Origin of the sequence: Pseudoalteromonas sp. BZB3, from assembly GCF_040104455.1 — a bacterium.
Classification (GTDB): domain Bacteria; phylum Pseudomonadota; class Gammaproteobacteria; order Enterobacterales; family Alteromonadaceae; genus Pseudoalteromonas.
The window spans coordinates 90,246-109,147 of sequence record NZ_JBECOS010000020.1 but is presented as its reverse complement, the minus strand read 5'-3'; the positions used below and the strand labels follow the sequence as shown (position 1 = coordinate 109,147).

Genomic DNA, 18,902 nt, shown 5'->3' with positions numbered 1-18,902 from the left:
GCAGGCGCAAGCGCTTTAAAAGCGGTGTGTAAACGCATAACAAGGCGCTAAACTAGGACAAAATTAAATAAGCTCGTCGCTTCGCTCGATTTTAGCTTATTCAATTTTGCCTGTTAGCTAAGCGTTAACAATACAAGGAGTGCTCGGTGGTAACAGAAACGCAACAGGAAAGAATCATGAGGCTGCAGCATGCTACAAATGCAGTAGTTATGCATGATCCTTCAGATAGCTTTAAAAATCTTATCGAGAATAATGAAAACTTATTCCGTGGATTTAGGTTGGTATATTCTACAAATAACCTCGATGCAGACTTTTCGCATTCCTCTTTAAGAGAGATAGAGCAACACTGTCCAACACTGAAAAAATATTTCTATGGCACAGGCTTGCTATTCTATTCAGAACATCATTATGAAGTCACCAAAAGAAAAGGCCGGATTGAAATACCACTAGACTATTCATTAAGTCTCGATTCAAATGCTGCTGAAAGATTCAGAGTATGGGAAAACGGTGGTTCTCTAGACAAAGAAGAAAGTCGATTTGAAGGTCTTGTTCGGTTCATAAAAGAGGGTAAAGAACAAGGGTTCAACTTTGACTATTCTTTTTTCATAATTGAAAATTTGATCGATTCAATGAAGCCTGAAAATCACAGGCCATTCAATACCATCAGAGCATTGAAGAGGTTTGATCACCTGGAATATGAAAAAGACTCGTTTGACATTCGCAATCCAAAATTTTCTGAGAATTTAGAATCTTCTGGTCAGAGAGCAATAGAGGCACTACATGCCTTTCATTCTAGCAGTGAAATTAAAGGTTTTCTGGATAGAAGAATGGGGCTCTATCTTATTCTCCTTAAAGCTATTCTATTGAGGGAGCAGAAAGACCTTAGTTTAAATAAGAAAATGGAGTTATTGATTGAATATTCATTAGATGCTCTAGGTGCCTTTGCCAAGACTGAAATTTATTTCGCATGGAAACTGTTGAAGCACGGTAAAGACTTCAGGTTTTTTGATCCTATTAGTCAATTGGGTAAAAAGTCGCTACACAAAATCAAGGGAATGGCTTGGGATCTATTCGCTATAAGATACCAAGAAACACTTGCAAGCAAGTCGAATATCGGCGATTTCTATGTACCGTTCTTTGCGTCGTTCGATAACAGGTTTGTCGAGCTTGCAAAAGCATGTCCCATCAGAGCGCTAATCATAGATGATATCGATAAGCGAGTTATGACAATCCATTTAGATGAATATGAGTTTATGGTTGATCTAAACGAGTCAATTTCTCCTGAATTAAATCACCGGTTACAAGATCCCGATGAGAAAATAAAGCGAATGTCGAGAAAGCCGTCTACAGCAGATTTGAAGCTAAAAGCCGATGAATTAGAGTTGTCCTTAGGCGAGTATTGTTAACAAGTCAAAGCACTCGGACGCAGCAAAGCTGCGCCAGTGTTTGAAGCGTTAGCTAACTCAAGGAAGCATGGTGAGAATAGTTATATTTGCAGTAACACTTATGTTTTCTTTATCGGTCGTTGCAGCTCAGCTAAAACATCCAATAAAAGTTAGGTGGTTAGATAGTTCTACAACAATATCTAAAGCAAATTTACCTCAAGAAATAGTAATTCAAAATATCACTTTTTCGATATCTATAAGCGCCGTGGTTAAGGAAAAGCAAAAGTATTATGTTGCTTATCATTGCTCATCCGAAAAGGTTGGCAAAGACGGAGACGTCATAGGTTTATACATAGGTGAAATAGATATTGTTTCTATTTTTAAATCTAAGGCTGTAGCCATAGATTGTGGGTTTAATTACGTACTGGAGCTGTCGTTAGCTAACAAGTCAATCAATAAGGACATAAAATCATAGGCTTGCCGCTGCGCGGCAGTGTAGCCTATAATTTTCTGCCTATTATTGAAGCGTTAGCATGACTGAGGAATTTTATGCATTCACCCTACGAAGATGTTCAAAATAGACAACCAGATTTTATTGTCGAATATGAAATTGATCTTTGTAATGAATTGAAAAATGCTAAGCCCCACCAAGGTATGAGAACAGACTTTTTGTATCATGGTGATGATCCACAAGCAGATGGCATTTATATGATCTGGCCTGAGTTGCTTGATGAAAACGGTCAAGTTATAGAAGACACAACCCCAGGAAATGCACCATATAAAGGTACTGCCAATATGTGGATATTGTCTGATGAAATGCGTGATTTTCATCGCAAACGTATAAAGGTTGGCACAAGGGGCTATTGGGTTCGAGGACCATTTAAAGTGGCAAGTGTAACTGTAATCAAGCTCGGTGAATTGTCATGCTAACAATCGCTTAAACAAGGACGCAAAACAGCAGGCTTGCGCTCCTTCGTCGCTAATTTTAGCCTGCTATTTTCCGCCTGTTAAGGCGGGCGTTATATTTTTGAGAGAACAAAGTGAAAAAACTAGGCACAAATGCATTTATAATAATTTGCGCTATTGGTGGTGCGATTATTGGAAAGTGGGCTGTAAGTGGCATCTTTTCAAAGCCCATTGATTACACAGAAATTTTGATGGAAACAGCTAACACCATCAATGTTAATCTGCCTATGGTTGTCGACAATGATACACACCTTGTTTCAACGGTTGGTTTCAATAAAACTTTTACATATAAATATAAACTAATTAACTACGACGTTGCGGATATGGACGTTCCAAAATTCAAAGAAAGTATGAAACCAAACTTAGTAAATGCTGTTTGCACAAGTGAGTCTATGTCTGAGTTTCGAAAAATGGCTATTGTTGTTAATTACAGTTATATGGATATGAATCACAAAGAAGTTGCCACGTTCCCAGTAGACACTAAAGAGTGTGAAAAAATATAACAAGGCCGTCAAACAAAGGACACAAAACAGCAGGCTTTTACTCCTTCGTCGCCAATTTTAGCCTGCTATTTTGTGCCGTTTACGGCAAGCGTTATATGAACTTTGAGGTCTGAGTGTACTTACCAGTCAGTGTTTATAAAAATACATTACGCCTAATTGGTGTTTTATTTATATGTGTAGGAGTGTTTTTAGGTTACTCAGCTTTTCAGGCATTATTTGATCCTAGTGTGACCATTAATTTAAATGGTGTTGAGAGGAATGATGCTGAAGCCAAAATGTTCAGTTTAATTTTACCTTTAGTCCTAATATTCTCTGGGTCAGCACTTTTTATTTCAAAAGGTGAAAATTTAACGAGTCTACATAAAGCAAGAGAAACCTTTTGGTCTATTTTTCACGGTAAATAGTTCATATAACAAGTGCCTAAACCAAAGGACGCAAAACAGCAGGCTTGCGCTCCTTCGTCGCTAATTTTAGCCTGCTATTTCGCGCCGGTTAGGCAAGCGTTGGTATGACTCCCACTGTCAAGTTAAACGCACTGATCCTCGCCTAACTTTTTAAGCCATAATTATTTCAACTTGAATTAGAGCGAGTTAATACATTGGATGAAGCAAGTAATTTCGTCGGTTTTCATGCTGGTATTCGTTGGTTACTCATTTTCATGAGCAGAGCAGACCTTACTTAGTTCGACCTATGCCGATTATCGGTGGCACCTGTTTTCAGTCTATGTTCGTGGTTCAATCCTGCGTTAGCAGTATTGCCATCCTAACGCCGTCGGTGGTTGTGCCACACCCGATGCTTGACCCAATGCATTAACTCTAATTCGTTCATATTAAGCGGGTACTCGAGCAATTCGTAATTTTGGATTAACGGGGACTAGCACCACTTCTTTTGCGATTGCCCAGATATAAGCAATCATTTCACGGGCAATGGCGATGACAACGAGGTTGTAATGTTTGCCTTTATTAATGAGCTTTTTATAACGTTTACAGAGCCTTAATTGCGCTTTCCATGCGATATCAACAATTTGCTTTGGTAAGCCTTCTTGTCGTTTTTGTAACTCGGTGGATATGTTAGCAGTATGACGGTAACTATGAGCGCCTTCGACTAATAACCGCCTTGCGCGCCCATTGCCACATTTAGTAATTGCGCCAATATGACGTTTGCCACCACTCGAGTGTTCACTGGGCACAAGACCCAGATAACTCATTAATTTACGGGGATGGTCGAAGCGTGATAAGTCGCCAAGCTCAGCGACAACGCCAGCGGCTACAAGCAAACGAACACCACGCATAGCTTGAATAGCTTTAACAACAGGGTAGTAACGCCATTGATAAACATAGTGAGAGAGTTCGTTGTCAAGTCGTTCCAATCGTGCAGTTCGCTCGTTGATAGTTTGAATAAACTCTTGTAAAACGATTTGTTGTGCGGGGTGTGGCAATACAAGTTCAGTAAGCCAGCGTAAGTGTTTGAGAGACCAATTTGCGGTACCTGCATAGTTAATATTGTTGCGAAGTAACAGTGCTTTTAGTTGGTATTTGGCATCTTTTAAATCCTTCATAGCGATTTCTCGAGCACGAGATAAATCACGAATAGCTTCATCTTCAGGCTCAGGCACATAAATAGGGGTTAAATCTTCAGACTTGAGTAATTTAGCCAGTTTAAGAGCATCACGTTTGTCAGTTTTTACACGTTCACCAGGCTTTTTAGGAATAAGCGAGGGTGCAACCACGTAACAGCAATGTCCAAGAGAAGTAATTAAGCGGTAAATCCAATACCCACAAGGGCCAGCTTCATAAACAAAATGCATGGTTGCATGAGGATATTTAGACTCAAACTGACGAATGAGCTTCTTTATGGCTAACTTGGCTGAAGATATTCTTCCAAAGTGAATGGGTTTTGCACCCCGATCATCCTCAATGTAAGCAACTTCAAGAAACTCTTTATGAGTATCTAAGCCAATGAAAAGTATGTTATGTTTAGTCATGCTAGCCTCTGCTATTTAGTTATTTGACAAACTAATTATGGCTCTGGCTTTAAGCTAACCCACGAAAATGCGGAGGCTAGCACCGTGTGGGAGTCATTATGTCTATGTTCTCAGGAGGCATCGTGATTAGCACATTATTACTTGTAGCTGGTGTCCAGTTTGGTGTTACTAAAGCATGCAATGACCCTGACATTGAGTTTCTAGATGAATCTATTAGCATTGCTACATCAATTGAAGGTAAATCCAGTATTTTTGAGCCCATTACAATACGGTTTAATTCTTCTTTGCCTTCAGCCTGTGCCTTAACAAATACAGAAGGTACCGTAGAATTTGATGTATCAAATGAAGGTAAAGTAATAAACCTTAAAATATTGAGTCTCAATCCAATTAGAATACACTCACGTGCAATATTACGAGGGCTTATAAAAGCAAAAGTCTTACCCAATGCATTTGGTACTGTCGGTAATAAAGTGCACGTTAAGTACATACAGTTTAAAAAGAGAACATAACAAATTAATTAAAGAATGGACGCAAAACAGCAGGCTTGCGCTCCTTCTTCGCTAATTTTAGCCTGCTATTTTTCGCTGGTTAAGCGAGGCGTTAGCTGTTATGTACATGAAGACTAGATTGGTCGTTTCCTACTTAATCGTATTGAGCTTTCTACCTATTTGGTTATGGCTTAAAGTGGTTCATTGCAAAGATTGGAGTTGGTTCGAACTTATTTTACTCATCTGGCCTTTACTAATACCCGCTGTAGTATTCTTTATGATGATTACTACAAAATCAAAAAAGATATGGTATGTTTTTCCACTCATACTGTCCTTAATAGAATGGGGTAGCCACTTTATTCTATTTTTTATATTCGGTGTTGCTAGATGCATTCACTAAATATTTATTATTCATGTATAGCTAGTGCTAATGTCATTTTGACGGGTTCACAGCTAACAAGTAAATTAGGTGTTAGCTGCAGGACTTACCCATAAAAAGTAGACACCATCTATAGTAATATTTAACAGAAGTTAAGGTGTCACATGACTTGTAAAAAGCATCAGCATTACAAAGAAGAATTCCGCAAAGAAGCCGTTAAGCGCTTATGTGTGTTAAAACAGTTACATTATTTTTCCTCTGACAAGAGGTGGGTAATTGTTTAATAAATAAATTGGTTATGCCGTAAAGTGAGATTCATATATACAATTTCGGTCACATGCTTTGTCCTTTTACTTGGCTGCTCTCCAAGCTGGATCGAAGCACCATATGAAGTGTACATTATCGATGACGTTAAAAGCTTAGGCTATTCTCTTGGTAATGGCGGTTATATAGGTCGTATTGAAGAGCCGGTAAATATAGCGTCTAACGAAGCCTTTATATCAGTTTACGCTTGTCCAAAGAGTGTGTGTGGCTTTTATTACATAGATAAAAGAAACGATCATAAATACGCTGAAGCAGAAGAGGTTGTATTTGGTCCATTTTCTGAAGAGCAGTTTATGTCTTTGCAAATAAAACTTGGACTTCCTTATGTAAGGTTTGAATAAACTGATTTTAAAAGTCATAAAGCTTAGAACGGTAAACTCTTGTTTTCAAATAGTGAGTGAATTAGGCAAGTAGCGTTTAGTGAAGAGAAAATTACTTTCATCTTATTCATTGTATTTTTGAGCACCCATGTTAGTCGGAGTCTTCCACTCTAAGAAACAGCTTATATATTTTCTATGTATTAGCCCTTCATAAATATCTGGTTTCAGAGTATAAATCTGTTTGTGACGTCAAATAAGGAGTTGAATATGACAGCGACGAAGAAATTTTCATTTGATAGAGGGTTTATTGCAGGTACGCTTTGGGGCGCAAGTGCCGTTTTCTTTATTTTCTCTGGCTATTTATTGAGTGAGTTTAACGGTGATAATTTTAGTGCTTTCAGCTTTTTAATTACTCTAATTATGGGGATTGCACTTTCAGTGGGGTCATTCAAAACATTTAAAAACTTAAGCTAATTTTAAAACCTTTTATCTATTTTCAAGCAGCTGGCGATACGTATAAAACAAAAGCCAGCTGCTTTATATGGCTCGCTTTTCACTATGCAGCGACAAAGTTACCGTGAAAACCAAGCGGGATGACGCCAGGCAACCAAGCTCTACAAACAGGGCCATCACTTACTCTATTTGCTTTGAAAATATTTACGCATGTGCGGTTTGAAGGTAAATGCAGTGCAGTCCCAATTAGATAGCCGTTGCCCTCTTTTTGGGTATTATCAACAATGACATGTTCTTCTACCAAGAAATCAGTGCCATATACAAAGGTATCTTGTTTACCCGTATTCGTGTTGATAGCGCGTACCGCGTCGCTCCATACATCACTTTTCACTGAAGAAAGGGTAACGAGTAGCTCATTTTTTAGGCCTGTTAAATGATCGTAGACGCGAGGAAACTCACTGATCCCTTCAATTTCATTCTGAGTAATGTGACCATCTTTGTATAAAGTAAAAAATGTTGTTTTTGCAGGCTCTGGGTGATTTATCTTACCTTGCATAATGTCGCTCATGTAATGCAAGCTATCTAGGTTTGGGTATAGACTTGCATCGAAACGAATTGTACCTTGCTGATCTTCCCATGCATTTCCGAAATGAAAGGCGAAGCCTGGGTCTAGTTGATACTCTCTTTGTAGTGTTAAAGATTGCTTATCAACAACTAATACTCGCATTGGGATTCTTTTATCAAACCCAATGGCACCAAACAGCATGTCTTTGCTTTTGTCTTTTACAAGCGAAGGTAAAATAATAAGCAAATGTTTGTGTGTTATTAAAAAGTCATGCAGCATGTGGCCGCGGTAGCCTGTTTTAAGTATCTTAACGTTTTGTGTGATGCCACGGTTATTTATGTGATATAGCACAATGTCGCCGGTTGCTGTGCTTCCAAAATTCCAAATAGTGCCATCAGGGTCTACTTTTGGGTGCGCAGAAAAAGGTAGACCTTTTAGGCTATTACCATATTTGGTGTTTTGCCCTAGGTCGACCAGTCCTTTGGTCTCAAGAGTATCAGCTTCAATTGCAGTGGCTGAGCCTTCTTCCCATAAAGCCCATAGCTCACCATTTACCGGTAAAATATTGGTGTTGGCCGTGTTAACTGAATCTGGTCCGGTCACAGATAAACTGTCAGTGAGCTTGCTATCAGGACCAGAAAATAAAAATTTATCGGCTTTTTGTTCTTGTACAAATTTATTCGTGTTTACAAATTTGGCTTGATGGCGCACACCTTGATCAGTAAATGAAAATTGCTGGATCATGCCATCACCTTCAAAAAGGTGAAGGTAACGCTGATCTTGTCTTTGGTGTATCGCAGGGCCATTTCTATAAAATGTGCCTCTGAAATCTGCAGGCAATTTACCTTCTAGCATAAGCGTTTGTGGGGCAATATTTTGCTTTAAACCCACTAAGCCTTTTAGATTGGGTTCGGTTTTAAGTGCTTTATTAAAAAGTACTGCATTTTGCTTAAGCGGATCAGCTTCTAGATGACCTAAGTTTGCGAAAGATGGTAACGGTGTTATTGCCGCTGCCATTGATAAACCGAACATATTTTTAAGTGCTTGCCTGCGTTCCATGATTTTTCTCCTTAGTAATTAACCGTTGAGTTATTTTTAACAGTTTGTTGTGCCACTTTAAAAGCAGCCTGTTGGTAACTCGGTGGGCCGAAGTTCACTTTGGCGTTGTTTGAAAAACCAAACCCTTCAACAGGTAAGCCAAAAAGGTTTGTGTCCATTGCGCCGTTATTGTTTTCATCATGAAAGTAACGGATGGCATAATCACCAGGTTCAATGTCACTAAATGAAACCGTCATTGAACCTTTTCTGGCTTTTACGATAGTCGCGTTATAAGGAATGTTATTGTTAAAGTCTTCTTCTCCTTTGAATAATTGTACATATACCTTACCTTCATCATGCTTAATGTTTTGAATATCGAATTGCACAGTTTGTGCTGATACAGGTACACTTAATAAAGATAATGTCAGAGCTGAAAGTTTTAATATATTCATTGTTATTCCTAATTTATCATGTGTTTAGTTGTTGCCTATTTGGCTGTTGGGATAACAATAAAGTGAGCTGAGCAGGTGCTCAAGCAAGCTTTCGTAAGCTGTGCAGATAAGTTCGTAAAATAACAAAAATAACAGGGTGTTCAATTGGCGAATCGCGAAATTAACCAACAAAATCAGTATTTAAGAGAGTCTTTTAGCGTGAAAGAGACACTGTCAGATTGTTATATAGTGGCTTTTTTTGTGCTTTTTTTAACGTTTTTAAAGCCTTTTGGGATGCATAACCTAAGTTTTTTATATGCAGGCGCATTTTGGGCTGTGATCTGTTTTGTTGGATATGCGGTTTATTCACCCATCATTCAAGTTTTATCAATTCGGCTATTTAAAACTTTACCACCTGCTTTAAATAAGACAGCAATTAGGCTAATCATATCTACCTTTGTTGCTAGTTTAATCATGGCATTATTAGCGCCACTGATTATTAATTTGTTTTTTAAAAGCTTCGAAAACTATTGGCAGTCTATACCTATGTCTTTTTTAAGCTGTTTATTTATTGGCGGCGTGATCGCAGGTGTTAGTGCAGTAAAAAGTATTGTATTAAAACAAAATAAGCAGATAAAACATAATGTTGAAGTGCTTGCTAATGAAGCTAAAAAAGTGGAAGAAATAAAAAGTCAGCCAATGAGCGAGCTAATTAACGAACTGCCAATTGAAAAGAGAGGGCGACTACTTTATTTACAAATGGATGACCACTATTTGAAAGTGTTAACCGAAAAAGGCGCGCATATGATATTGATGCGGTTCAAGGATGCACTAGCAAAAGTTGAGCATTATGATGGTTTTCAAACACATCGTTCATGGTGGGTCGCCAAAGATGCAGTTGTAGAAACTAAAAAAGAGGGCCGAAAATTAATTTTGGTGATGGAAAATGGCACTGAGGTGCCCGTATCTCAAACTTATTTAGCTGAGACTAAAGCGTCTTTAGGTCTTAAATAGAGGGCAGATTGAGGCATTGAAATAGGGTGAAAGAGTTTGAGGTAAATATCTTTCTCTAGGAGTCGTTCTCGACTCCACTTTGGCGGGGGGGGTTAGATTTCAACTTTCTTCAAATAAGGTGATTTTGAAATTTAATTATTAAAAACATGATATTACATATATTATGTACTGAAATAGCTAAGTAATGAGTATAAGAATAAGGATTAATTAAATTCATGAAGTATTTGATGAGAGGGTTTTTACTGTTGTGGGCGGGTATAAACTTTACAGTGCAAGCTGATGTAATTTTTGATAAATCTCGCGATCGTTACATCCCCATTGAAATTTCACATCCAGTTCAAACTGGCTCATGTAAAGCTCAGTCACCTTGCTCCGTTGCTTTCATAAGTGCGGGATATGGCGTATCACATCTAAATTATCAATTCATTGCCAATTTATTAAAACAAAGAGGCTATATGGTTGTGGCAATTGGCCATGAGTTACCAAACGATCCGCCTTTGTCTGTGTCAGGTAATCTATATGAAACGCGCAGTGAAAATTGGTCTCGAGGTGCAGTCACCCTTGATTTTATTCGTAATAATTTGAAACCGCGTTTTAAAAACTATGACTTCGATAATCTAACTTTAGTTGGACATTCGAACGGTGGTGATATCTCAGCCTGGCTTGCTAATGAAGGCAAAGACTATATTCAATATATTATTACCCTAGATCATCGCCGCGTACCTCTGCCTAGAAGAGACGATGTCAAAGTGTTATCTATTAGAGCCAGTGACTTTCCTGCCGACAAGGGGGTTTTACCTACAGTCAGTGAGCAGCAAAAGTTTGGTAGCTGCGTGGTGACAATAACGAAATCGCGCCACAATGATATGGAAGATAATGGACCTGAATGGCTCAAAACCAAAATAAACGCTTTGATAGTGGGTTTCTTAGAAGAAAATAGTTGTGCTCAGCTTGCGAATGATATCCATCCTCTTAATTAAGCGATTTATTTTTAGGCAAGGAAAACTTGTCGATAACGCCGCTCATGCCTCCTGCTATCGCTGAGGTACCTACAGCCATGTAGGCAAGGCGGAAATTTTGCTATTTAGTTGTTCTAAATAAGAAATTTTCAACGAAGTTAGCGTCAGTTTTAGTCCCTCAAAATGATTGAGTATTATTGAGGGTTGGTATAAAACCAGTCGTTCAGACCCTTTGTAAGTAATGAAACGTAATTAACGCATAAAGCGAGGGAAAAACAATGTCAGAGCAAAAATTCTCGATAAAAGTTGCACGCTTTGAAGATGTGGAACTCGCCACAAAATGGGCTGAATACGAAGGTTGGAACCCAGGGCTATATGATGCGAAGTTCTATTATCAAGTAGATACAAGTGGCTTTTATATGGGCTATTTAGGCGATGAACCGATAGCGAGTATTTCAGTGGTGAAATACGATGATGACTTTGGCTTTCTAGGGTTTTATATCGTCAAACCTGAATATCGCGGTCAAGGCTATGGTTATCAACTTTGGCAACAAGCGCTCACACATTTAGATGGTTGTAATGTCGGTTTGGATGGCGTGGTTGATCAACAAGATAACTATAAAAAGTCAGGGTTTAAGTTGGCTCATCGTAATATTCGCTTTGTTCGAAAAGGTGGTGTTATTGAAAACATAGAACAAGTTGATGCAGAAAATATTAAGCCGTTATCGTCACTTGAGTTTAACGACATTAAAAAGTATTGTGCTGCATTTTTCCAGCAGATAGGCAGGCGTTTCTAAAAGGCTGGATCACGCAAAGTGATAGCGTGGCTTTAGGTTACGTTGAAAATGGTGCACTTAAAGGTATAGGTGTAATTCGTCAGTGTGCACCGGGATATAAAATAGGACCCTTGTTTGCTGATTCGGCAGATATTGCTCGGGCGCTTTATCTGAGGTTAAGCGGTCATGTATCTGAAAACGAAGACATATTCCTAGATGTGCCCCAAGTCAACGATGAAGCGGTTAAATTGGCTGAGCAGTTTGCAATGAGGCAATGTTTTGAAACTGCCAGAATGTATACGCAAAACCAGCCTGAAATTCAGCTTCAGAGAACTTATGGTATTACCTCATTCGAAATTGGTTAGAGAAGGGTTTAGCAATCTTGGGGCGATTGAAGATAGTGTGCCCTCTGATTGCTCTTATTTTTCAACATTAATTCTTAATCACCAGAACCACATTATTAAACGTCTAAATGTAAACTTTGCCTCTTTTAGTTATAACTTCCCACTACACTGAAGATCTATTTAGGGTATAGGAAAAAATTGTTGTGCTAGCGTGTTTGAGCAAGGGACTCATTATTGCTTATTTAAAAAAAGTTGTTGTTTAAACATTGAACTAAAGCATTATGACCATATCAATTAAGAAGATAACCAAGTTGTTGAGCGGGTTTGATTGCTATGCAACTTAGCCTTTTATTTTTTCATGGAGAGAGTCATGCATTTAGCACAATTGAATATAGCCCGAGCAAAATACTCTTTAGATGCCCCAGAAATTAAAGACTTTGTTGATAATCTCGATGTGGTAAATGCCACCGCGGAACAAAGCGAAGGCTTTGTTTGGCGCTTGAAAGATGAATCGGGTGATGCGACGAGCATTCAAGCGTTTGATGACCCGAGTTTGTTAATCAATATGTCAGTATGGACAAGTCCAGGCTCCCTTAAAGATTTTATGTTTCGCACCCATCACCGTGATTTTATGCGACGTAAAGGCGAATGGTTTGAAAAGCTAAATGAAGACTCTTATGTATTATGGTGGATTGAAGAGGGGCACATTCCCACTGCCGAAGAAGCAAAAGCGCGTTTACAATATTTAAGAGAGCATGGTGACTCGCCTTATGCTTTTACTTTTAAAGCCAATTTCACGCCAGATGATTTATAACGTCTTATGCAGGATAAATCCCTTTAAACTTATTGATGGAGTGCGTGTTCAGGGGCTGTCTTAATTGCAGCTTGCTGGCGGTTGCTGAGAAGTAGTTGTGCTGATTAAATTTAAGGGGATCACCCTCGACTTCGATATTTAGAAATTTGAATAAATCTGCAAGCTGAGAGTGTGGTTCGCTCACTAAATTTTCATAATCAACACGTACAAAGCTTTCGCCAAATGTTTGCTGCCAATGGGTACCTAGTTTCATAAAGTCGTCATAGCAGGCGTTAATATGTTGCCAATCAAAGCTGTAATGATGGAATGGGCTGTTTACTTGGTAGGCTTGTCTAAAATTACCAACACAGGTATCGAATCTATTACGCACTAGCCAAATGATTTTTGCATTGGGAAACAGTTTTAAAATCACGTCGACGAAGTAGAGGTTAAACGGTTGCTTATCTATGCCTCTTATATTGTTTTGTCGCAAGTCTGTTTGCTTGTTGTCTTGGTTAAGTAGCTGGCTATATTGCTTAAGTAGTAACTCAGGGGTATCCGAAAGGGTTGATTCTATTTGTTTATAAAACCCCGTTTTGATGCTTAGTAATTGAGGTAAAAAACTCAATTCGCCGAGTCCTTTGAGTTGTGGTTGCGTTGCTAAAAGCTGCTCTAACAAGCTGGTGCCAGAGCGGGGCATGCCAACAATAAAAATAGGGGCAATGGCTTGGTTACCAGTTTGGGGCGTATTTGTTTTAAACGCACCAAGCTTTTCACTAATAGAGCTTTGAATACGATTTAAACAAAACTGCTGGTGGGCGTTTGCGTCAAACTGAACGCTTTGTGCAGGTTTTTCTTTACTTAATTCGAAGTGATGCCATGCGGCTTTGTAATCTTTTTGTGCTTCTATATATAAGGCTTTGGCATGGTTTAAATATTGGCTTTGAGGCTTCTGTTCGAGGGCCTTTTCTAACAAAACGGGAATGGCACTCGATTTGTCAGCTTTGAGCTCAGCGAGTGATAAATGCGCCAATTCGTGTGAAGGCTGTTGTTTTATCATAGACTCAAATAACCTTTCAGCTTCTGGTATTTTGCCTGCCATTTTTAAGCATATCGCGTAATTTAAACTAATGTTTGTGTTCAATTCATCAAGTGAATGGGCTTGCTCGAATAAACAGAGTGCGCGATATGGTTGGTTTAGGCGAAGCCATAAATTAGCGGCCAAATCTAGCTCTATTGCAGAGGCTGAAAGTGGGTGTGCGGTATCTAAGGTTAAGCCTTTGAGTGTATTCTCGCATTGCTGGTGATCGCCCGCCAACAATGCCGTTTTCGCAAGCTGAAGTGTAATCGGTAATGATGGCGCTAAACTCAGTGCTTTGCTAATAATTTTAAGCGCTTTGCTTTTATCGCCAGCGAGTAAATTGAGTTCAGCCAGAAAACACCAAGCCTGAGGGTTGTGGGGCTCTTGCTGTAACCAAGACACCAATAAAGGGTGCGCTTTGGTGAGCGCGCCCTTTGTAAGGTATTGTTTTACTTTACTGGCTAAGGTCATTTATAACTCAAATTGGTAGTCGAATTTAAGGCCAATAGTACGAGGTGTGGTCACATAGTGTCCATAAACACGTTGTAACTGGGGTAGTGATTTTGAAAGCTCTGGATATTTGCCTTCGCCCGCCCAAGACTTATCACGACGCACCGAGGTTTGTGCGTATTTATCGAATAAGTTGTTCACGTATAGGGTCGTTGACCAAGCTTCACCGGCAAGTCTAAAGCTTAAATTACTCATAGCGTAACCCGCTAAAGTTTCACCGTCAGCTTTTAAACCTACTTTTGTGATCACATCACTTTGTGCTGTTAACCCATAGTTGATAGTCAGCAGTTTGTCTTCCAATACGTCGGTATTGTAGGTTACGCCAAATGACAACTGATGTTTAGGCGCCCCCGGTAATCTATCGCCTTTTTCACCATCGTAGTAAGGTTGATATTTGGCGATTTCTTCGCTGCTGTAGTCGTCTTCAGAGAAAACCGCAAACAGTGCAGGCGCGTCTTGCGTTAATTTTGCATCGGCATATGAATAAGTTAAATAAGTACTTAAGTTATCGGTTAATATTGCGCGAGTCGCAAATTCAATACCTTTACTCTGAGCTTCACCGGCATTTGACGTAATAATGGCTTTACCGTTAACCGTGGTTGCTTGAATTTGTGCATCATTCCACAGCACATTAAAGGCTGCGATATTCAAATGTAGCTTGTTCTTAAACCAAGTCGACTTTAGACCTAATTCATAGTTGGTGGTGGTATCTGGCTTGTAATCAACTTCGTGTGGCAACGCACAGATTATCTGTTGATCAGGCAATACGTCAGGGCATGACATTATGCCATTACCGCCGCCTAATCTAAAGCCTTCGCTGATAGTGAAGTAGGTCATGATGTTGTTGTCCCACTTATAATCAAGATTAAACTTAAATAGTGAACCATTGTCGCTGGCTTCAACCAGTTCCATTGGTACTTGATTGATGTTGCTAATATCACCTGAATATAGCGGTGTAACAGCACCAGACAGCGACTTTACTTCATATTCATAAAAGCGCGCACCGACAGTGGCGTTTAGTTTATCGCTAAACGCATAGCCAACTTCACCAAAAATAGCTTGCTCTTTGTTGTCGTATTCGCCCAGCGCCAAATACTCTAAATCTTTTTCGATATTGGTGATATCTCCACCCCAGAAATCGCTAAGGCCCGGCGTGTATTCACGGTCGTCTGAACTGCCTTCGGTTTTATTGTAATAGACACCGGCGATCCAATTTAACGCAGTGTCGGTTTTCGATACTAAACGAATTTCTTGTGTGAGGTTTTTTACTTCACTGGTATCGTCAGTTAACGCCGTAAAACTAGGAAAGTCTGCGTAACCCGGCCAAATATCATAAAGCAGATCGGTTTGGTCACGTTGACCCACTTGTTCGTAATCGGTTAAACCCGTAGCAGAAACAAGCTCTGCAAAATCTAAATCCACTTTTAATTCAAGGCTGAGTAGCTCATCTTCTTGGGTATTTGGCTCTAATACACGGTATGCCGACTCGTACTTACCGACTTTGTCAGCAAGCGGATTGCTGCTCGCCAAACTTTGATGTTGGCTAATGCTGTTCGCGCCATTTTTTTGTTTTTGATAAAAGTAGTTTAGCGTCGCTTCAAACACATCAGATGGCTGATAACGAAGAGAAACGCGAGCTGTGGTAATGCTTTCGTCGTTGGCATCTTTATGTTGGGTGATGTTTTGTGCGACTTCTTCAGAGTTGTTCCAGTCAATATCTGGCTTGCTAACACCCGGTGTTTTAACAATATAGTTGTAATCGATATAGCCTGGGTTAGTGTAATGATTAAAGCTCGTTCTCAGTGCCAATGTATCTTCAATCAATGGCAGATTTAGAACCGCACCAAACTCACCACCTTGGCCGTCACTTTCAGATAGGGCAAACACGTCACCGCTCACTTGTACTTCAGTGTAATCAAGCTCAGGTGCTTTTAGCATATAGCGAATAGCACCGCCTAATGTACCCGCACCATAAAGCGTGCCTTGTGGGCCAATCAGCACTTCTACACGTTCGATATCGGTTAAACGTAAATTAACACTCAGTGGAATTTCACCTAAATAAGTGGCAACCGTACCAGAATCAGAGGCGCGTTCAGATGAATTTGTATTCAAACCGCGAACAATGATAGGTGAGCTTTCACGGCCGCCCTGATCGGTAATGGTTAAACCCGGCACCCAGCGTGATACAGATTCAAGGTCAGTGATGTTTTGCTGCTTCATCACATCATTGTCGACCGCTGTAATATTGAGTGGTGCTTCTTGTACAGTGCCTTTTCGTCGTGTTGCCGTTACCTGAATGGTCTCAATCTCTTTAGAAAGTTGCGCTTTTAACTCAGTATTAGGCTGAGTTTGCGCGTGTGCGAATGTGCTTGGTAAAACCGCAGTAGAGACTGCAAGGGCAATCATTGAAGGACGAAAAAGCGAGAACACGTAAAACCTCATAGTTAATTTGAACGTCATTTTGAAAACGGTGATTCTACTCATGTTTATTCAAAAATAAAGAATTAATATTCACTTTCTGTGGTTTTTTATTAAGTTTTCTTTTTCTTGTTGCTTTATTTTCTAATTATTATTTAACTATTTACAAAGTTAACGTTTTTATCTTTTTTAGAAACTGATTAATGTTCGTTTAGCAGGCTTTATAAAAAAGTAACATGCAGGATTAAAATGATGAGTGACTTGGCGCAATGGATAGTTGCACTTTTGAGTGGATATTTTATCGCATTTGGTTTCTTGGCTTTGATTAAACCTGAGCGTGTAAAAACGTTCTTGCTCGCATTTGCTCAATCACCGAAAGCCCACATTACAGAAATGGCTTGTCGTTTGGTGGCAGGTATGGCCTTAATTTTGAATGCTGAAAATATGAAATGGGCGCTTGTGTTTAGTGTATTTGGCTGGGTTTTGATAGGGACAACTCTTGGATTGTTAGTGGTACCCTGGCAAAAATATCGTGCAATTTGCACAGCGGTTTGTAACGCCAGCGCTTAAATATATTGTTTTAATAGGCATAAGCTCGATAGGTTTTAGTGTTTTGTTATTCTGGGCCAGTTTTACTTAGGTTTGAATGGTAAAAAGAAAAGAAAGCTCAAAGTATGCGCCGCTTTCACTTTCTAAGCAGGTGATATTTCCCTGCATTTTTGGGGTGATTAAGTTATAGCAAATACTCAAGCCTAATCCTGTCGAGGCTGAATTTCGGTTTGTTGTTGAATGTGTTGTTGGTTTTTATCAATAAGCGCTGTTAATTTGCGACTTTGCTCGTTCATTTTATCAAGTTCATTTTGAGTCTCGATCACATTATTTTGTTTATCTGAAAGAAGGTGTTCTTTCTGTGCCAGTTGACTGGCAAGGTCGTCTAATTGCTTTTCATGTTCAAACTGAGTCTGTTTGATTTTATCACTGAGTAGAAGTAGCTCATTGTTTCGGTTATTTATCTGCGCTTGTTTTTGTTCTATTTGAGTAATCACCCATACAATGTAATCCATCATTGCTGTTTAGTAACATTAAGCCCCTAACACAACGATTTAAAAAAGGAACTCGCTTTTAAGCTAGTATAGTAAACCTATTACCTTGTGCAGATTTAAGATGTTTCGAGACTTTTTTATTGTGATAAAAAGGCGAAAACTGTGCATGCTATTCAAGTGCGTTGTTTAACCAATACGACCTAATTTGTTTGATAATAAAACATAGTTTGGTTAATTTTTTTTATAATCTCATATTGTAGACCTAGGTGATTATACTCACCTGGTTTAGGTAGCTTTTCTAAATAATTCATCATTATGCCCCAGTGATTGTCTCCTAACCCTCCAAAAATAATATTCAGACTATTACCGTTAACTCTGGTTATGGCTGCAACATTGAATTCTGTCATTTTATTTCTGAGGACTTGAGTTTTAGAGGCAAGTAACAAGTCTGCTGGCGCTTCGTTAAGCGAAATTATTTTGAATTCACCCGACGGTATAAACCCCGCAGTTTTTGACGGTGAATATTGCAACACTTCTTCAGGACTAAAAAATGAATTGTTGATGCGAAACACGTCTTCTGACGTTTGCTGGACTATTTCGATATCACGTTGGTTTATTAAATTGTTGAGTTCAGTTTCAGCGTTATCGAGAAAAGGGGTAATGATTTCAAAACGTTGTTTTTCACATTTCTCATGTTTGCAAATGACGATATTAAGTAATTGTATTTGTTGTTGTTCACTAATATTTAGATAGGCACGGCCAAGAACACCATAGTTAAAGTTCGCAAAGCTCTGTTTATCTTCATTACTTTCAAAACTTGTAGCTCTTACATCCATTATGGCAAATGGGTAAAAAGAAGGTAAATACGCAAGCTTTAATTGTGTAGCAGGAAGCATTTGCTTTAAGTGTTTTAATATTGAGATATATTCGTCATTAATTGCTTTATTAAAATATTTTGGCGTTTCAGCCAGACTATTGAGTGAAAAACAAAGTGTAAAGCATGCGAAGATAAATTTGAGCATAGAAATTTTCATTTTTTAATTACACAATATATCAACGTTTTAAGAGAGTGCAAAGAATAAAGTGGCTTTACTCTTCAGTAAAACGAATTAATATGCGAGGCCGAAT

General features: G+C 39.0%; 21 protein-coding genes. 14 read left to right on the top strand and 7 right to left on the bottom strand.

The window, feature by feature from the left end:
- The first annotated feature begins 146 nt into the window (after positions 1 to 146).
- From ABMY35_RS20640 to ABMY35_RS20620, 5 genes are all read left to right on the top strand, one after another.
- A complete protein-coding gene (locus ABMY35_RS20640) occupies positions 147 to 1,406 on the top strand; it encodes a hypothetical protein (RefSeq protein ID WP_349287949.1) in 1,260 nt (419 codons plus the stop codon).
- A 67-nt stretch (positions 1,407 to 1,473) separates the two neighbouring features.
- Positions 1,474 to 1,860 carry a hypothetical protein gene (locus tag ABMY35_RS20635; RefSeq protein ID WP_349287948.1) on the top strand — a complete coding sequence of 129 codons (387 nt, stop codon included), beginning with the start codon at positions 1,474 to 1,476 and terminating at the stop codon, positions 1,858 to 1,860.
- A 74-nt stretch (positions 1,861 to 1,934) separates the two neighbouring features.
- Positions 1,935 to 2,315 carry a hypothetical protein gene (locus ABMY35_RS20630; protein ID WP_349287947.1) on the top strand — a complete coding sequence of 127 codons (381 nt, stop codon included), beginning with the start codon at positions 1,935 to 1,937 and terminating at the stop codon, positions 2,313 to 2,315.
- A gap of 110 nt (positions 2,316 to 2,425) precedes the next feature.
- Entirely contained in the window at positions 2,426 to 2,854 is a 429-nt protein-coding gene (locus tag ABMY35_RS20625) for a hypothetical protein (RefSeq protein WP_349287946.1), read from the top strand.
- 113 nt (positions 2,855 to 2,967) lie between these two features.
- A complete protein-coding gene (locus tag ABMY35_RS20620) occupies positions 2,968 to 3,258 on the top strand; it encodes a hypothetical protein (protein WP_349287945.1) in 291 nt (96 codons plus the stop codon).
- 425 nt (positions 3,259 to 3,683) lie between these two features.
- Here the strand turns inward: ABMY35_RS20620 and ABMY35_RS20615 are convergent, their stop codons facing one another.
- Positions 3,684 to 4,838 (bottom strand): IS110 family transposase, encoded by a 1,155-nt coding sequence (locus ABMY35_RS20615; RefSeq protein WP_349287944.1) that lies wholly within the window; start codon positions 4,836 to 4,838, stop codon positions 3,684 to 3,686.
- A gap of 98 nt (positions 4,839 to 4,936) precedes the next feature.
- Here ABMY35_RS20615 and ABMY35_RS20610 point away from each other — a divergent pair, with 98 nt between their 5' ends.
- The 3 genes from ABMY35_RS20610 to ABMY35_RS20600 all read left to right on the top strand — a co-directional run bounded on the left by ABMY35_RS20610 (position 4,937) and on the right by ABMY35_RS20600 (position 6,823).
- A complete protein-coding gene (locus tag ABMY35_RS20610; protein WP_349287943.1) occupies positions 4,937 to 5,347 on the top strand; it encodes an energy transducer TonB in 411 nt (136 codons plus the stop codon).
- 750 nt (positions 5,348 to 6,097) lie between these two features.
- The gene (locus ABMY35_RS20605; protein WP_349287942.1) at positions 6,098 to 6,370 is read left to right on the top strand and encodes a hypothetical protein; all 273 of its coding nucleotides are present in this window, start codon (positions 6,098 to 6,100) and stop codon (positions 6,368 to 6,370) included.
- Between the two features lie 246 nt (positions 6,371 to 6,616).
- The gene (locus ABMY35_RS20600; protein ID WP_349287941.1) at positions 6,617 to 6,823 is read left to right on the top strand and encodes a hypothetical protein; all 207 of its coding nucleotides are present in this window, start codon (positions 6,617 to 6,619) and stop codon (positions 6,821 to 6,823) included.
- A gap of 82 nt (positions 6,824 to 6,905) precedes the next feature.
- Here ABMY35_RS20600 and ABMY35_RS20595 read toward each other — a convergent pair whose 3' ends face one another.
- Both ABMY35_RS20595 and ABMY35_RS20590 read right to left on the bottom strand, forming a co-directional pair.
- Positions 6,906 to 8,426: a carotenoid oxygenase family protein gene (locus ABMY35_RS20595; protein ID WP_349287940.1), complete on the bottom strand. Its 1,521-nt coding sequence runs from the start codon at positions 8,424 to 8,426 to the stop codon at positions 6,906 to 6,908.
- A gap of 11 nt (positions 8,427 to 8,437) precedes the next feature.
- Positions 8,438 to 8,857: a DUF2141 domain-containing protein gene (locus ABMY35_RS20590; RefSeq protein ID WP_349287939.1), complete on the bottom strand. Its 420-nt coding sequence runs from the start codon at positions 8,855 to 8,857 to the stop codon at positions 8,438 to 8,440.
- Between the two features lie 273 nt (positions 8,858 to 9,130).
- Here ABMY35_RS20590 and ABMY35_RS20585 point away from each other — a divergent pair, with 273 nt between their 5' ends.
- The 5 genes from ABMY35_RS20585 (at position 9,131) to ABMY35_RS20565 (ending at position 12,743) form a co-directional block, all read left to right on the top strand.
- Complete coding sequence (locus ABMY35_RS20585; protein ID WP_349287938.1) at positions 9,131 to 9,850, top strand: LytTR family transcriptional regulator DNA-binding domain-containing protein; 720 nt, start codon at positions 9,131 to 9,133, stop codon at positions 9,848 to 9,850.
- 215 nt (positions 9,851 to 10,065) lie between these two features.
- Complete coding sequence (locus tag ABMY35_RS20580; protein WP_349287937.1) at positions 10,066 to 10,830, top strand: alpha/beta hydrolase; 765 nt, start codon at positions 10,066 to 10,068, stop codon at positions 10,828 to 10,830.
- A gap of 257 nt (positions 10,831 to 11,087) precedes the next feature.
- The gene (locus ABMY35_RS20575; protein ID WP_349287936.1) at positions 11,088 to 11,606 is read left to right on the top strand and encodes a GNAT family N-acetyltransferase; all 519 of its coding nucleotides are present in this window, start codon (positions 11,088 to 11,090) and stop codon (positions 11,604 to 11,606) included.
- A 26-nt stretch (positions 11,607 to 11,632) separates the two neighbouring features.
- A complete protein-coding gene (locus ABMY35_RS20570) occupies positions 11,633 to 11,950 on the top strand; it encodes a hypothetical protein (RefSeq protein ID WP_349287935.1) in 318 nt (105 codons plus the stop codon).
- A gap of 349 nt (positions 11,951 to 12,299) precedes the next feature.
- Positions 12,300 to 12,743 (top strand): DUF3291 domain-containing protein, encoded by a 444-nt coding sequence (locus ABMY35_RS20565; RefSeq protein WP_349287934.1) that lies wholly within the window; start codon positions 12,300 to 12,302, stop codon positions 12,741 to 12,743.
- 4 nt (positions 12,744 to 12,747) lie between these two features.
- On the opposite strand, the gene ABMY35_RS20560 is transcribed toward ABMY35_RS20565, so the two are convergent.
- Positions 12,748 to 14,274: a sulfotransferase gene (locus ABMY35_RS20560; RefSeq protein WP_349287933.1), complete on the bottom strand. Its 1,527-nt coding sequence runs from the start codon at positions 14,272 to 14,274 to the stop codon at positions 12,748 to 12,750.
- Positions 14,275 to 16,755 carry a TonB-dependent receptor gene (locus tag ABMY35_RS20555; RefSeq protein WP_349287952.1) on the bottom strand — a complete coding sequence of 827 codons (2,481 nt, stop codon included), beginning with the start codon at positions 16,753 to 16,755 and terminating at the stop codon, positions 14,275 to 14,277.
- 225 nt (positions 16,756 to 16,980) lie between these two features.
- On the opposite strand from ABMY35_RS20555, the gene ABMY35_RS20550 reads away from it, so the two are divergent.
- The gene (locus tag ABMY35_RS20550; RefSeq protein ID WP_349287932.1) at positions 16,981 to 17,301 is read left to right on the top strand and encodes a hypothetical protein; all 321 of its coding nucleotides are present in this window, start codon (positions 16,981 to 16,983) and stop codon (positions 17,299 to 17,301) included.
- Between the two features lie 182 nt (positions 17,302 to 17,483).
- Here the strand turns inward: ABMY35_RS20550 and ABMY35_RS20545 are convergent, their stop codons facing one another.
- Together ABMY35_RS20545 and ABMY35_RS20540 are read right to left on the bottom strand one after the other, a co-directional pair.
- Entirely contained in the window at positions 17,484 to 17,798 is a 315-nt protein-coding gene (locus tag ABMY35_RS20545) for a hypothetical protein (protein ID WP_349287931.1), read from the bottom strand.
- 176 nt (positions 17,799 to 17,974) lie between these two features.
- Positions 17,975 to 18,808, bottom strand: a complete 834-nt coding sequence (locus tag ABMY35_RS20540; protein WP_349287930.1) for a hypothetical protein — start codon at positions 18,806 to 18,808, stop codon at positions 17,975 to 17,977.
- Positions 18,809 to 18,902 lie beyond the last annotated feature (94 nt).